Genomic DNA, 15,375 nt, shown 5'->3' on the forward strand with positions numbered 1-15,375 from the left:
ATGAACTCCCGGGCCATGCGGACGACCTGTAAGCCGGAAATGGCTATCCTGTTTGAAGACAATCATCTCCTGGGCATCGAGAAGCCCGTGAACGTCCCTACCCAGGAGGACGCCAGCGGCGATCCCGACCTGCTGAACCTGCTCAAGGCCGATATTAAGGAACGCTACGGCAAGCCCGGCAACGTCTACCTGGGCCTGGTGCATCGGCTGGATCGCCCGGTCGGTGGCGCAATGATCTTTGCCAAGACGTCCAAGGCCGCTTCCCGGCTTGCCGACACAGTGCGCACCCGCAAATTTGGCAAGTCCTATGTTGCGATTGTACATGGCATGCCTCCGCAGCCACAAGGGACACTCTCCGATACACTGCTGAAGGATGAGCGGACCAATACGGTTTCCGTCGTCCCGGCAGGTACTCCCGGCGGCAAGGATGCCCGTCTGGATTACCGGGTGCTGGGCAGTTCGGCTGCAGACCACCTGAGTCTTGTTCAGGTAGAACTGCATACGGGCCGCTCACATCAAATTAGAGTGCAAATGAGTCATCTCGGCTGCCCTCTCTATGGGGACCAGAAATACGGGGCATCTCTGAACCAGCCCGGGCAACAAATTGCCTTATGGTCGCTGTATGTGGGATTTCCCCATCCGGTGACCAAGGAGCCTGTCGACCTGGTCTCCCTTCCTCCGCGTCAGTATCCGTGGGACCTCTGGGAGGAACGAACATTTAGCCATTTGGCCGATATGCTGCGGGCGGGAGAGAACGGATTCTAAAAGTGTGGTGAACAATTCAGACCTACGACCGGTATGGGCTTCCACTCGCTGTTAAACCCAGATTTACCTGAACTATTAGACCCCACAGGGTTAAAATCCGGGTTTAAAGGCGACCGCATCCGCTGTTCCAGCTCCATACCGGCTCTCCGGTGACGTTCACCACACTTTTTATAACATAAAGGCGGGAGTTTTGGAGCATCTGCTCCGGCTCCCGCCTTTGTCATTAATCCGCTTATTTGGTTCCGGAGATCTTCCCCAGCAAAAAAATGAGCAACTGTTGATTATGGGTGGATATGCGGTCAAGCACTCCGCTCAAATAAGCATTTCGGACAGCCACGCCCCGCTCTACCTCAGCTTGCCCTTTATCCGTAATGGACACCCACACGTTCCGACGATCATGCTCATCGCGGTCACGGCGAATCAATTCTCCGCGCTCCATCCGGTCCAGCAGCATCGTAACCGCCGCAGGCGTGGTGGATAGAAACGGAATGAGATCGGACGGTTTCAGACTCCCCTGCTGCTCCAGCAATTCCAGCACAGTGAGCTGGGACGTGGTCAACGTCGGAGCCAGCTCCTCTTCCATATGTGTCTGATAGTCCTTGACAATAAGGTCCAGCAATCTGGAAAACTCGGCGGTATGCAAATCTTACCCCTCCTTGCCTAACATCACCATCCTTCCTAATTCGCTGTGTTCCTATGGAATTCCTTCTCAGGCTCCATCATTTGTCTTCATGGCTTGCCCGGGCCGCCTTAAGCTTCACAAACTGTATATCTCCAGCCCCTTGGGTCCTCCTGATCCCCCCGCTGGACGCCTGTGAGCGTATCATAAAGCCGTTTGGACAGTTCTCCGGTCTGTCCGCCGCAAATTTCAATCTCACGACCCTCCCACTGCATACTTCCGATGGGAGAGATAACCGCAGCCGTCCCTGTGCCGAACGCCTCCCGCAAGGTTCCTGCCTCATGCGCCTCGAACAGTTCGGAGACAGAGATTCTCCGTTGTTTAACAGGGATCCCCCAGTCCTCCAGCAAGCTGATTACCGAATTTCGGGTAATTCCGGCCAGAATACTGCCATTCAGCTCCGGCGTAACCACCTCGTCCCCAATCTTGAAGAATACGTTCATACTGCCAACCTCTTCAACATAGCGGTTCTCAATCCCGTCCAGCCATAATACCTGTGAGAAGCCAAATTCCTTGGCCACTTCCTGGGCCTTAATCCCCGCGGCATAGTTCCCTGAAGTTTTGGCTTCCCCGGTTCCTCCGCGTACCGCCCGAACATATTGGTCCTCCACATAAATACGGACCGGATGAATCCCTTCCGAATAATAAGCTCCGACCGGCGAGAGGATAACGATCAATTGATATTCACTGGCCGCGCGCACGCCAAGTCCAGCTTCTGTCGCAATCATAAAGGGACGGATATACAGTGAATTGCCTTCACCTTCCGGCACCCAATCCTTCTCCAGCTCGATCAGTTGCCGGATTCCCTCCAATACTTCCTCCGCATCCACCTGGGGCATGCTCATCCGGGCACAGGACTCATTCATCCGCCGCAAATTCATCTCAGGACGGAACAGCGCAATCTTGCCTTGCGGTGTCCGATAAGCCTTCATGCCCTCAAAGACCTCTTGACCGTAATGCAACACCATAGCGGAAGGATCAAGCGCCAGCGGTCCGTACGGAACGATCCGTAGATCATGCCATCCCAGCCCATCCGTATAATCCATCAACAGCATATGATCAGTAAAATATTTCCCGAAGCCCAAATGATCGGGGGCAGGTTTAAGTTTCTTTTCCGTAGCAAGTGTAATTGGCCATGACTTCATCGTTTAACATTCTCCTTTATCTATTAAATCCGAATTGGTAAGTTGACTTAACTATACCGATTCTGTATTCATTGATCAATAACATAATTTCAATTATTATCATTGATTAAAAACTATGGTTAATGAAGGAGATGGCGTGTTGGAGCATCGCTTGCTGGAATATTTCATTGCCGTTGCCAATGGAGTCGGAGGGGCCATTTTTTGATATGATTTTTTAAAGCGATTCAGAAGAAAGGCTTCTGCTACATCTGGCCGTTACGAGAAAGCAACGGCCTCTCCCAAACATAACAAAGCGGCTTTGATTTAATCTCAAAACCGCCGTTTATCATCGGTGCGCATGATACAACTATTTATTCCGCCGCAGAAACAACGTTAAATTATGTATGTTGTTGGGAGTTAAATAATAGGCTCGGCTAGTTATAAGGTATAAGTTGCGTTCTGCTTTCTATAAGCATCGTTATCTTTAACACTTAATTCCGATTCAACTTGTAACAACTGCTTTTCAAGATCTTTACGCTCATTTCCATCCTCGCCAGTACCTTTTAATTGTTGTTCAATCTGCTTTTTTTCCTCTTTCAGCTTCTTAATTTCAGCATCAACTTTATCGGTATTGACAGAGGATTGCTGCTTATCCTCATTGTCACTATTTTTTTCTGGTTCATCCTTTTTTTCTAGCCTTTTACTATCTTTTATTTCATCGGGTGCCGCTTTAGGCGAATCTTCCGATACTTTTTTCTCTGCGGTATCCGCTTGTTCGCTTTTTTCGGGTGAATCAGGACGGTCAAATACGATTCTTTGCAGGCCATTTTCAGCTTTTTCCAGCCTGTAAATACCGGAAGGTTCATTTGGCTTTTGATTACTTGGAATATATTCATCGTGCGGTTCAGTTAATGCCCTTGATACTTTCTTCGATTCCACTTTAAAATCATTATCTGCTTTGTCAGCAGCACCTGCCGTCTGACGGTTTTCAGATTTATTTACATATGGGTTTTGCTGATGAATGGTGTTATCTACTGCTCCTATCAACATGGGAATTCTCCTTCTTCATGTAAAGTTGGTAATTACAATCCCAATTTTAAGAATAAAATAGTTTTTTTCAACAGGTTTGTTGCGGAATGTCTTTAGAGTGTTGTGGAATGATGAACAATATGTTCAGTTTAAAAATGTTATCTGAAATCTCAATTTCCATTTTTCCGTTGTACTTTTTTAAAACAGCCCTTATGTTAGATAGTCCTATTCCCTCTAAAGGTAGCTTTGTGTATTGGAGACAGCAGTTTTCAATATTAAGAAGGTAAGCATTTCCTTTCTGCTTTCCAGATAAATAAATCCATCTATCCTGACTGGCAACATCTTCACTGGCACTGATTGCATTATCAAGGGCATTTGACAAAACGATACACCAATCCATATCAGCTATAGAACTTGGTTGGGGAATCCGTATCGTGCAATGCGTAGGGATTCCCTTTTGTGTCGCAATATCTAACTTACTACTTAAAAGTGCATCTACTGCACCATTACGAGTTTGCACCTGAAATGACAAAGAGTTAGACACAACTTCCATATTTCTTAAATATTCTTCTGCCTCATTTGTTTTCTCACCCTTGATCAACTGATGTAAAACAAGTAAATGATTTTTAATATCATGCCGAAATGAACGGGTTTGTTCGTATCTTAGCTTAGCTTCTCTGACATAAACCTCTTGGTTCTGTGTCTGTTGCTCCAGCAAACGTATTGTTTGCTCATGCTCAATTGATACTGTCATTTTTTTATAAACTGTCAAAATGGAAAACAATCCACCATAGGCGAATAAACGTAAAAGTAGCATCTGCATATTATTCACAATTGGAGATACTAACCCTGTTTCTGTATTCCATATTACCGTGTTGCCATATATAGAATCAGATACCACAGCTTCTACTAATGTAATAAATAAAATGGGGGTTATAAGAACTAATAGCATTGATAGGCGCATATTTTTTACACTGTCTGAAAAAGTCTTTTTAGCAATACGGAATGTAAACAGCAGTAATAGAATTACCAATGTATACCTAGCGAAATCAGCGTACATCAGAACAAATTTTGCGTTGATTAGAGAAAGAATCCAGTGTATAAAAGATTGCATAATTCCGTCTACAATGCTGTTTATAGAAATCACCAATGACGATAAGGTAAACGACTCTATAAATCTACATTTATGGAACAGTGCCCCACAAACTGATAGTAGTAAAATCCCTAAAACAACATTTGTAATTTCTCCCAGTCCCACTACTGCGTTACAATTGACCAAAGCAGATGATATAACAGCATATAATAGTGCCCCATACCATCGGAACTTTACATCACAAAAGCGACAAAAATTAAAATATAGCAATACTGGAATAATACTCGAATATAGTAAGTTTAAAATGAACCACTCCACTTTAAGTTCCTTTCCTTTTCATATACAACATCATAGCATCCATAAAATCCTGATGACGAAGCCTTGAGGTTGGAATACTTTCTCCATTTTCTAATATAATCTGTCCCCTTGCGTATTCCAGCAAATAATCCAAATTGACGAGATAACTACGGTGACAGCGAACAAAACGGAAATCAAGTTCCTTTTCAATATCCTCTAATTTAGAATAATACTCAATCACGCCGTTTTTTGTATGGAGATAAATCTTTCTGTTAATTACTTCGCAGAAATAAATATCATCCAATTTAATGGACTTGCACCAGTTCATAGTCTGAATGAATAAGCATTTATTTTTATTTGTCCGTAATTTGTTTAATGCTCGATCAATAACTTTATGTAATCGAATGTCCTGCATAGGCTTACAAATATAGTCCAAAGCTTCAACTTCAAAAGCTTCATAGACATATTCTGCTAAAGCGGTTATAAAAATTATTATGCTATGACTTTCTTTTTCCCGTATCTTTTTCGCCAACGTAAGTCCATCTTGTTCTGGCATCTGTATGTCTAGAAAAAACATATCGTAAGCACAGGAAGTCTGTAAAAGCGTAGCGGCACTAAAAAAACATTCAATTTCGTAATGCTCTTTCTTTTCTTGCATATAATTAAGTATTTTATCTTTTAAAGCTTCACAGGCGTTTTTTTCATCATCGCATATAGCAATTTTTATCATAATTTTATCCTAACCATTCTGTATGGTTCTGCATAACGAAAAGCAAATCTCAATATTTAAGACTTGTTTTTTATATGTAACCCATCTTATTATTTTTTCAAATTATACAATTGATTTCAATGGAATTGTTGTGAAATGCTTTGCCATTGTTGTGTAATGTTAAAATGCGAATTTGACATTATCCCCTGCAGGCATTTATAGAACATTTGACAGCGTAATCACATCCTATTGGCCTATCTTCTTGCATGACAAAAGAGGATGTCCCGAAGTGAATATCGGAACATCCTGCCTGATTCTTTTGCCGACACTACTTCATATTCACCATGATCCCGCACGTACTGTATTTAATGATGGGTTCGCATAAAGATGGCGTCATGGTTCGTTAGTGATGTTATTTCTTCCACCATGCATCAAAGGGGGTAGCTGGAAGCTCACGTTTGTGTGTGGTTGCCAGGTAACGGCGTTCAATATTCGCCTTTGCTTCAGGAGCAACCTCTTGCCCTGTTAAATATTGATCCAATATATCGTAGGATAATCCAAGCTCAGTCTCATCAGCTTGCTGCGGCTTGTTATCGAGCAGATCAGCCGTAGGTACTTTAAGGTAAATACGCTCTTCTGCTCCCAACACTCGCAACAACTCACGACCTTGCCCTTTCGTAAGACCACTCAATGGAAGTACGTCTGCGCCACCATCCCCGAACTTCGTGAAAAATCCGGTAATGGCTTCGGCTGCATGGTCTGTTCCGACAACCAGACATCCATGCTCTCCAGCAATCGCATATTGCGCAATCATCCGCATTCTTGCCTTTACATTTCCCTTGTGATAGTCTGCTAGCGGCGCAGATGCGGTCTCCTTGTAGCTATTAGCCACTGCATCTACACTATCTTGAATGTTAAACACAAGTGACTTATCCGGCTTAATAAAGGCTAATGCGGCTTGTGCATCGTCCTCATCCTGCTGAGATCCATAGGGCAAGCGTACGGCATAAAAGGTAGCCTCAACCCCTTCCGCACGCAAACCTTCCACCGCTAACTGAGCCAATCTTCCTGCCAGCGAAGAATCCTGTCCACCACTAATGCCTAACACTAATCCTTTAGCTCCTGCGGATTTTAAATAGTCCTGCAAAAATTGTACACGCTCTTTAATTTCTACCTCTGCATCAATAACCGGCTTAACATGCAAGCTACGTATGATTTCTGCTTGTAAACTCATCTCGATCCATCCTTTCCTATACTAAATTTAAAGGCTAAACACCGGAATCAGTGCTTGACATGAAATCCATTCTCAAAGGCGGCCACTTCGTTTCTCCAGAATCCTACGACCCTCCGATCTTTAGATGTTTTTTGTCAAGTACTGGTTTTGAGCGAGAGCCAAATTTAATTGATTTAAATATTTAGTACAGCTCATGCTGTTTAATATACTGATAACAAGACTCAGGCAATAAATATCTTGGCTCTCCTCCACGCTGAAATTCTTCCCGGATATACGTAGAGCTAATCTCCATTGCCAAGCCTTTATCAATCAGATGAAACGTATGTCCGTCGTCTGCATTGCGCAAGATCGGAGACTTGCTGATGGCCGCTAACATGCTAATTCCCTCTCGGGCCATCACTATAAATTTATTTTCCTGAATGAGTTCCTCGGATTTTTTCCATTTTCCTTCACCAATATCCAGCAGTAAATCGGCACCCATAATAAAGTAAATTTCATCATCAGGATACACGCTTTTAAAGTGCTTTAAAGTTAAATAAGTCGCAATTTCCCAAGCAGGTAAATCCATTTCATAACGTTCGCTAGTAAACTTATCATTTCCACGAATGGCAAGTTCAATCATATTCCACCGATGCTCATCAGAGATCATAATGGTTTTATCCGTCCGCTTGCTAGAGCAAGGCAAGAAGATGACCTGATCTAGCTTACAACGATGAGCAATCGTGCTTGCTGTCCATAAATGTACATTCGTAATTGGATCAAATGACGAACCATAAATCCCGATCTTCCCCATGATGGATGACACACCTCTCCTAAGCCTCCAGGCTCCCATTCACCTTTTCTCGTACCGCTTCAATTAATTTCATCTTATTATTCCAACACCGCTGACTCAAGTTCACAGGATATTCCGCAGGATTCAACATCCGCTTGTATTCCTCCCATAACACTTCAAGATTACTGCTGGCAAATGCTTGTATGTCAGCGAGCGCAGGAAGAGCATACACTAGCTTTCCTTGTTCAAAAACAAGCTGATGAAGCTCCTGTGCTTCAAAGTTTGTTACAAATTTAGCAATGTACGTATGCACAGGGTGGAACATCTTCAGCTTCTGCTCGGCTTGCGGCTGCTCACTCGCAAGTGCCACATAATCCCCTTCGGATTTACCGCTATTTCGGTTAATAATACGGTATACCTTTTTGATGCCCGGTGTCGATATCTTTTCAGGATTAGCGCTTATTTTAATGGTATCCACCATTGAGCCCACTTCATTTTCAATGGCAATCAATTTATATACCGCACCCAGCGCAGGCTGATCATAGGCTGTAATGAGCTTTGTTCCCACGCCCCACACATCTATTTTAGCGCCTTGTGTCTTGAGATTCATAATCGTGTACTCGTCAAGATCATTGGAGGCATAAATTTTGGTGTTTGTATAACCTGCTGCATCTAGCATTTTACGTGCTTCCTTCGACAAATACGCCAGGTCGCCACTGTCCAGGCGAATCCCGCGGAAGTTGATCTTGTCACCTAGCTCCCCGGCTACTTTAATCGCATTAGGCACACCGGACTTTAAGGTATCATACGTATCCACCAGAAAGACACAATCCTGGTGAACCTCTCCGTATTTACGGAATGCCGTATATTCATCCTGATAAGCCTGCACAAAAGCATGCGCATGTGTACCTGCCACTGGAATATGAAATAGCTTCCCTGCTCTTACATTAGACGTCCCATCGAAGCCCCCGATATAAGCTGCTCTCGTCCCCCAGATCGCCGCATCCATTTCCTGCGCGCGCCTAGTCCCGAACTCCATACTGATCCCGTCCCCAATCACTTGCTTGATCCGCGATGCCTTCGTAGCGATTAACGTCTGGTAATTCACAATATTGAGTACTGCCGTTTCAATGAGCTGGGCCTCGGCTAAAGGGGCTTCTACACGTAAAATCGGTACATTGGCAAACACAAGCTCCCCTTCCCGCATGGCATATAAATTACCTGTAAATCTTAACTCCTTTAAGTAGGCAAGATAATCCTCGGCATAGCCCTCATCTCTTAAATAAGCAAGATCACTGTCACTGAAATTGAAATCATGCAAGTATCGAATTACACGCTCAAGTCCTGCAAAAATAGCGTAGCCATTCTGGAAGGGCATTTTACGAAAATACACTTCAAATATCGCCTTGCGGTTATGAATCCCGTCTCTAAAATAAGCTTCCACCATGTTAATCTGATAACGATCCGTATGGAGTGCCAAGCTATCGTCGGCATAAATATTTTGTGGCAGCGTAACCTCTGTTATATTCATCTCCGGTTGCTCCTTCTTCATCTTGTCGTGTTGCTAATCATCGTGTTGAGGAATGACTTATCTTATCTCGGCACCTAATGACCCTTTGAAATGACGTAATGCCCATGCGTGGCCTTCTGCGTCAAAGCTTGCAATCGCTCCTTCATGAATGACAATCTCAAAGCCTTTATTATAAGCATCTACAGCGGTATGCAATACACAAATATCACTACACACCCCCACTAAATGCAACACTTCAATTTTACGTTCACGTAGTCTTAACTCTAAATCCGTCCCTGCAAACGCACTGTATCTCGTTTTATCCATCCAATATACATGTTCGTTATCACGGTTGCCGTCGTACACTGTCTGTAATTTACCATATAAATGACGTCCACTTGTACCTGCAAGGTTGTGAGGAGGAAACAGCTTTGTTTCCGGATGCAATTCATCTCCCTGCTTATGCAAATCAATCGCAAATACAACATAATCCCCACGTTCGATGAACTGCTTGGTAATGGCTACAATCGTATTTTCAATGGCTTGCCCCGGCTCCCCACAAGTTAAGGCCCCATCTGTAGCCACAAAGTCATTCGTATAATCAATGTTGATTAAACCGTGCTTTTTTCCCGTGTTGTTCTCCATATTTGTATTCATAATGCTTCCTCCACCCTGTTCATTTTTAGTTCATGAAATTGATTTTACTACCGTTTATTATGATAAATCGAGTGATTCACTGGCATATCTACAAAGCGATACAGCTGTGTTGGCTTCTTAGAGGTTCTTGTTGTCTTCTCTCCTTTAACCTCTTCGATAAAAGGTAAGGATTTAATTTTTCTGGCAAACGCCGCATCAAGAGTGATGGCTGAATCGTCACTTACCGTGAGCAGTACGGCCTGCAATTCCGAATACGTAAATTGTTCTGGCAAAAAGGCTTGTGCTGCCGTTGTCTCTAGCAGCTCACGTGTAATGACTGCAATGGCATCTTCAATGATGATTCTATGGTCAAAAGCAAGGTCTAGCTGCAGCACATCTTGAACCGAAAACAATTCGACCTTGCTCGCATCATCATTTGCCTTACGCTCCTGTAGCTGATGTTCTGGCACAATCGCATAATGTGCATTAGAAATGATCCAACCTCTTGGGTCACGCCCCGGAGTATCATATACCCCATAATGCTTGAGGTGAATATCTTTAACCCCTGTCTCCTCCATCAACTCACGTCTAGCGGACTCATATGCCGTTTCATCAGGGTTAACAAATCCCCCTGGCAAAGCCCATTTCCCTGCTTCCATATTGGGCCTGCCTTCACTATCCGTCATGCTGCGCTGAATGAGCATCAACTTTAAATCCATGACTGGAGGCTTAAATTCCTGATGTGATGAAACAATTGTAAATACCGCGATATCCGAAGTATAACCATCCGGCGTTCTATACTTTTTCACATCATATTGCTGCAATGCCTGTTCATTGGACACGTAGGTAACATCCTTTCCACTAATAAAACCTAACATTTAACACTTTGTTAATTGTTATTATAGATGAATGTTTTCACTTTGTCAATTCATACTAACTGTTCTTTTTATTTGACAAAATGAAGAGGACATCCCTTGGTCGTTTACGATGACTTTTGGGACACCCTCTAGCTTCAAACAGATTATTCTTTGACGATGAGGTCGATGATCTCATCGTTTTTGTCTACCGATACCAACGTCTTGCCAATAGATTTCCGCTCAGCCAGCGGTGCTGATTCGGTACTCAAGCTATGGGAGTGCCCTTCGCGGGTTACAACCTCTAGCATGACCGGCTCCCTGCAATGAATACCACCGATCAAGCGGCTCCCATTAGGTTTCACTCGCTTGCCTTCCTTGAATTCAAACGTCTGAAGACCCTTGCCTCCCCGGCTCTGCAGCGCATAGTCCAGCAGCAAGCTTCGTTTGCCATAGCCCAGGTCGGAAAGTACGAAAATTTCACCTTCCTCGCCCTCAACCCACAAGGCGGACACGATCTCATCCTCATCCTTCAGGTTAATGCCCCGTACCCCGGCGGATACCCGGCCCATCGGATTCACCTCGTTCTCGGCAAAGCGAATCGCCATGCCTTGCTTGGTCAACAGCAAGATGTCCTGCTTGTTCTCACTAAGAGTTACACTTAGCACTTCATCATCTGCTCCAACCTTACAGGCCGCTACGGCCCCGGTACGCTTGGTTTCATATTCCTTCAGCTCCGTCCGCTTAACCTGTCCCCGCTTCGTTACGAAGACCAGGCTATGCGCCTCCTCAAAGCTCTTGAGGGCAATCATGCTGACGATACGATCTTCCTTGGCAAGTGGAATGACGTTAACGATAGCGGTACCGTTATCCTTCCACTTGAACTCCGGAATTTGATGAACCGGCAAGAGGAAATACTGCCCGCGCTGGGTGAAGATGAGCAAATTCTGCAACGTATCCACTTCAAACAAATGCTTGATATAGTCGCCTTCCTTCACTCCCGAGCCGTCCCGTTCCCCACCAGAGCGGGTGAACGACAGCATCCCGGTGCGCTTGATGTACCCCTCGCGGGAGATCGTGACCAGCACATCCTCCTGAGCAACCAGCACTTCCAGGTTCACCTTCAATTCCTCTACCTTGTCCTGAATCAGGGAACGACGGTCAATTCCGTATTTCTCGCGAATTTCTAACAGCTCTTTCTTGATCAGAGCAATCAGCTTCTTATCGCTCTCCAGAATACCGCGCAATACCGTAATCTTCTTCTGGATTTCATCCAGTTCTTTCTGCAGCGTCACGATCTCCAGATTGGTCAAGCGATATAACTGCAACGTCAAAATGGCATCGGCCTGCCGCTCGGTGAAGCCAAACATCCATTGCAGATTGTTCTGCGCATCCTGACGGTTCTTGGAGGCCTTGATAGCATTAATAACTTCATCCAGGATGTTCAGGGCTTTTACCAATCCTTCCAGGACGTGGGCCCGGTCCTCCAGCTTTTCCAGCTCGTATTGCGTCCGCAGAGTCACAATTTCCCGCTGGTGGGCAATATAAGCATCCAGCATCGGCTTGAGGCCAAGCTGGCGCGGCGCCTTGTTCACAATGGCCACCATATTGAAATTGTAGGTCACCTGAAGATCGGTCTTCTTCAGCAGATAAGCCAGAATTCCCTGGGCATCTGCCTCCTTCTTCAGCTCAATCACGATACGTAGCCCATTGCGTCCACTCTCGTCCCGAACCTCGGCAATACCATCGACCTTTTTCTCCAGCCGAATATTTTCCATCGCTGTCACCAGCCTGGATTTGACCACCTGATACGGAATTTCTGTAACGACAATCTGCTGCTTGCCCCCGCGAAGGGTCTCGATCTCCGTCTTGGAGCGAACATAGATACGTCCCTTCCCGGTGGAATAGGCCTCCTGAATACCTTCCTCGCCCATAATGATGCCCCCGGTCGGGAAGTCCGGCCCCTTCACGAACAGACGAATCTCGTCCAGCGTCATCTCGGGCTTCTCCATCAGTGCGATGCAGGCATCAATGACCTCTCGCAAATTATGCGTCGGAATCTCCGTGGCAAAACCTGCCGAAATCCCGCTAACCCCGTTGACCAACAAATTGGGGAAGCGCGATGGCAGCACCACCGGCTCCTTCGCCGTATTATCAAAATTGTCTTTAAACGGGACGGTACGCTTCTCAATATCGCGCAAAAGCTCCATAGCAATCGGGGACAAGCGTGCTTCTGTATAGCGCATGGCCGCAGCCGGGTCATCATCCTGCGAGCCCCAGTTGCCATGACCGTCAACCAGCACATGGCCCATCTTCCATGGCTGTGCCATGCGGACCATGCCTTCGTAGATAGACGAGTCGCCATGAGGGTGATAGTTCCCCATTACGTCCCCCACCGTCTTGGCCGATTTGCGATAAGGCTTGTCCGGCGTATTCCCGGAGTCATACATGGCGTACAGAATTCGTCGCTGGACTGGCTTCAGACCATCGCGCACATCCGGAATGGCCCGGTCCTGAATAATGTACTTGGAATACCGGCCAAAGCGGTCGCCAACCACCTCTTCCAGAAACGCCGGCAAAAAGTTTTCCAGCATACTCACATCAATTCACCTCCTATTCCTCAAACTCCGTGAAGTCCACGTTCTCCACAATCCAGCGCTTGCGCGGGTCAACCTTGTCTCCCATCAGCGTAGACACACGGCGTTCAGCCTTGGCGGCATCCTCAATCTGTACCTGCAACATCGTTCGTGTCTCTGGATTCATCGTCGTCTCCCACAACTGCTCGGGATTCATCTCGCCAAGCCCCTTGTAGCGCTGAAGCTCAAAATTCTTGCCGAATTCCTTCAAATAATTTTGCAGCTGCTCATCCGTCCACGCATACCGCACCGTCTCCAGCTTGCCGGAGCGGCGGGCAATCTTATACAGCGGCGGCTGGGCGATATACACTCTGCCCGCATCGATCAGCGGCTTCATATAGCGATAGAAAAATGTCAGCAGCAGCACCTGAATATGCGCCCCGTCCGTATCGGCATCGGTCATAATAATAATTTTGGAGTAACTGCTGTCCTCCACTGCAAAGTCTGGCCCGATGCCCGCGCCAATCGCAGCAATAATGGCCCGGTATTCATCATTTTTCAGGATATCGGCCAGTTTGGCCTTCTCCGGATTCATCGGCTTGCCCTTCAGTGGCAGAATCGCCTGAATCTTGGAATCCCGCCCCTGCTTGGCCGAGCCTCCCGCCGAGTCTCCTTCGACGATGAACAGCTCGGTACGGGTGAAATCCTTCGATTGCGCTGGCGTCAACTTGCCGCCAAGATTGGAGCTTTCGCTCCGCTTCTTGCCGGTACGCATTTCATCACGGGCTTTGCGGGCTGCTTCACGAGCCTTGGAGGCTTGTACCGCTTTCTTGATCAGCGTCTGCGCCACCTGCGGATTCTCCTCCAGGAAGATCGCCATCTTCTCTCCGACAACCGATTCCACTGCACTGCGTGCCGAGGCGCTGCCGAGCTGATCCTTGGTCTGTCCCACGAATTCCACCTCGGACATCTTCACGCTGATGACCGCCATCATCCCTTCGCGCAAATCATTGCCCTCCAGGTTCTTGTCCTTCTCCTTGATCATGTTGTTTTTGCGGGCATAATCGTTCATCGCCCGAGTGTAAGCCGTCTTGAAGCCCGTCTCGTGCGTCCCTCCGCCCCTTGTCGGAATCGAGTTGACGAAAGAGGCCAATGTTTCCGTGTAGCCCGCGTTATATTGGAGCGCCACCTCAACCTCGATATCCTCACGCTCGGCGTAAAAATGCACAACCTCATGCAGCACATCCTTCCCATCGTTCAGGAACTCGACGAACTGGCTGGCTCCGCCCTCGTAAAAAAACTCGTCAGAACGGTCGGAGCGCTCATCCTTCAAGGTCACCTTCAGGCCCGAATTCAGAAAAGCGATCTCCTGTAAACGTTCCGCGAGTGTATCATAATTGAGTCCAATTCCGCCGGTGAACACGCGAGCATCCGGCTTAAAAGTTACTTTCGTGCCGGTCCGGTTTGTGTTGCCGATGACCTCAAGTCCCGTCACCGGTTCGCCGACATGCTCCCGGCCTTGGTCGTCCACCCAATATTCGAAGCGCATCCGATGAATCTTGCCATCCCGGTAGATATGAACCTCCAGCCATTCCGACAAGGCATTGGTTACCGACGCGCCCACGCCGTGCAGACCGCCAGATTTCTTATAACCCGATCCGCCAAATTTGCCGCCGGCATGCAATATCGTATAAACCACCTGAGGCGTCGGGATGCCCGTCTTGTGCATCCCCGTTGGAATCCCCCGACCGTTGTCGACCACGGTGACCGATCCGTCTTTATTGAGCGTGATGTCGATTTTGGAGCAGTATTTTGCCAAATGCTCGTCGACGGCATTATCCACGATCTCCCATACCAGATGATGTAGTCCCGACGAGCTCGTGCTGCCAATGTACATCCCTGGCCGTTTGCGTACCGCGACAAGCCCTTCGAGCACTTGAATGTCGTCCGCGTCGTAACCCGAAGACGCGCTTCCGGAACGTGCGCCGGGTACGTCCTCGAACAAATCGATTTGTTCGGCCATTCATGCTCCCCCTTTTACCTCTTTTATGTAGTCTTTTTGCAGATCATGATCAAAAAAATGCAAACAGATGTTTT

13 protein-coding genes are annotated in these 15,375 nt (G+C 46.6%); 1 reads left to right on the forward strand and 12 read right to left on the reverse strand.

Annotation, left to right across the window (positions count from 1 at the left end; genetic code table 11):
- Entirely contained in the window at positions 1-765 is a 765-nt protein-coding gene (locus C557_RS0107835) for an RluA family pseudouridine synthase (protein ID WP_018751297.1), read from the forward strand.
- Between the two features lie 232 nt (positions 766-997).
- On the opposite strand, the gene C557_RS0107840 is transcribed toward C557_RS0107835, so the two are convergent.
- The 12 genes from C557_RS0107840 to parE all read right to left on the reverse strand — a co-directional run bounded on the left by C557_RS0107840 (position 998) and on the right by parE (position 15,301).
- Positions 998-1,408: a MarR family transcriptional regulator gene (locus tag C557_RS0107840; RefSeq protein ID WP_018751298.1), complete on the reverse strand. Its 411-nt coding sequence runs from the start codon at positions 1,406-1,408 to the stop codon at positions 998-1,000.
- Positions 1,409-1,515: 107 nt separating this feature from the next.
- Positions 1,516-2,589: a branched-chain amino acid aminotransferase gene (locus C557_RS0107845; RefSeq protein WP_018751299.1), complete on the reverse strand. Its 1,074-nt coding sequence runs from the start codon at positions 2,587-2,589 to the stop codon at positions 1,516-1,518.
- A 417-nt stretch (positions 2,590-3,006) separates the two neighbouring features.
- Entirely contained in the window at positions 3,007-3,618 is a 612-nt protein-coding gene (locus C557_RS0107850) for a hypothetical protein (RefSeq protein ID WP_018751301.1), read from the reverse strand.
- Between the two features lie 67 nt (positions 3,619-3,685).
- Positions 3,686-5,008 carry a sensor histidine kinase gene (locus C557_RS0107855; RefSeq protein WP_018751302.1) on the reverse strand — a complete coding sequence of 441 codons (1,323 nt, stop codon included), beginning with the start codon at positions 5,006-5,008 and terminating at the stop codon, positions 3,686-3,688.
- 1 nt (position 5,009) lies between these two features.
- Positions 5,010-5,717 (reverse strand): LytR/AlgR family response regulator transcription factor, encoded by a 708-nt coding sequence (locus C557_RS0107860; protein ID WP_018751303.1) that lies wholly within the window; start codon positions 5,715-5,717, stop codon positions 5,010-5,012.
- Positions 5,718-6,108: 391 nt separating this feature from the next.
- Positions 6,109-6,930, reverse strand: coding sequence for an ammonia-dependent NAD(+) synthetase (nadE, locus tag C557_RS0107865; RefSeq protein ID WP_018751304.1), 822 nt, complete (start codon positions 6,928-6,930; stop codon positions 6,109-6,111).
- 181 nt (positions 6,931-7,111) lie between these two features.
- The gene (nadD, locus tag C557_RS0107870) at positions 7,112-7,723 is read right to left on the reverse strand and encodes a nicotinate (nicotinamide) nucleotide adenylyltransferase (RefSeq protein ID WP_018751305.1); all 612 of its coding nucleotides are present in this window, start codon (positions 7,721-7,723) and stop codon (positions 7,112-7,114) included.
- A 19-nt stretch (positions 7,724-7,742) separates the two neighbouring features.
- Complete coding sequence (locus tag C557_RS0107875; RefSeq protein WP_018751306.1) at positions 7,743-9,233, reverse strand: nicotinate phosphoribosyltransferase; 1,491 nt, start codon at positions 9,231-9,233, stop codon at positions 7,743-7,745.
- A gap of 57 nt (positions 9,234-9,290) precedes the next feature.
- Positions 9,291-9,869 (reverse strand): cysteine hydrolase family protein, encoded by a 579-nt coding sequence (locus C557_RS0107880; protein ID WP_018751307.1) that lies wholly within the window; start codon positions 9,867-9,869, stop codon positions 9,291-9,293.
- A 47-nt stretch (positions 9,870-9,916) separates the two neighbouring features.
- Positions 9,917-10,690 carry an NUDIX hydrolase gene (locus C557_RS0107885; RefSeq protein ID WP_018751308.1) on the reverse strand — a complete coding sequence of 258 codons (774 nt, stop codon included), beginning with the start codon at positions 10,688-10,690 and terminating at the stop codon, positions 9,917-9,919.
- A gap of 179 nt (positions 10,691-10,869) precedes the next feature.
- Positions 10,870-13,302, reverse strand: a complete 2,433-nt coding sequence (gene gyrA / locus C557_RS0107890) for a DNA gyrase subunit A (RefSeq protein ID WP_018751309.1) — start codon at positions 13,300-13,302, stop codon at positions 10,870-10,872.
- A gap of 13 nt (positions 13,303-13,315) precedes the next feature.
- Positions 13,316-15,301, reverse strand: coding sequence for a DNA topoisomerase IV subunit B (gene parE, locus C557_RS0107895; RefSeq protein ID WP_018751310.1), 1,986 nt, complete (start codon positions 15,299-15,301; stop codon positions 13,316-13,318).
- Positions 15,302-15,375 lie beyond the last annotated feature (74 nt).

Source organism: Paenibacillus sanguinis 2301083 = DSM 16941, from assembly GCF_000374825.1.
GTDB lineage: Bacteria > Bacillota > Bacilli > Paenibacillales > Paenibacillaceae > Fontibacillus > Fontibacillus sanguinis.

Coding starts and splice junctions, on each gene's coding strand:
- C557_RS0107835 (WP_018751297.1), top strand. CDS start 1: ATGAACTCCCGGGCCATGCGGACGACCTGTAAGCCGGAAATGGCTATC.
- C557_RS0107845 (WP_018751299.1), bottom strand. CDS start 2,589: ATGAAGTCATGGCCAATTACACTTGCTACGGAAAAGAAACTTAAACCT.
- C557_RS0107850 (WP_018751301.1), bottom strand. CDS start 3,618: ATGTTGATAGGAGCAGTAGATAACACCATTCATCAGCAAAACCCATAT.
- C557_RS0107860 (WP_018751303.1), bottom strand. CDS start 5,717: ATGATAAAAATTGCTATATGCGATGATGAAAAAAACGCCTGTGAAGCT.
- nadE (WP_018751304.1), bottom strand. CDS start 6,930: ATGAGTTTACAAGCAGAAATCATACGTAGCTTGCATGTTAAGCCGGTT.
- nadD (WP_018751305.1), bottom strand. CDS start 7,723: ATGGGGAAGATCGGGATTTATGGTTCGTCATTTGATCCAATTACGAAT.
- C557_RS0107875 (WP_018751306.1), bottom strand. CDS start 9,233: ATGAATATAACAGAGGTTACGCTGCCACAAAATATTTATGCCGACGAT.
- C557_RS0107880 (WP_018751307.1), bottom strand. CDS start 9,869: ATGAATACAAATATGGAGAACAACACGGGAAAAAAGCACGGTTTAATC.
- parE (WP_018751310.1), bottom strand. CDS start 15,301: ATGGCCGAACAAATCGATTTGTTCGAGGACGTACCCGGCGCACGTTCC.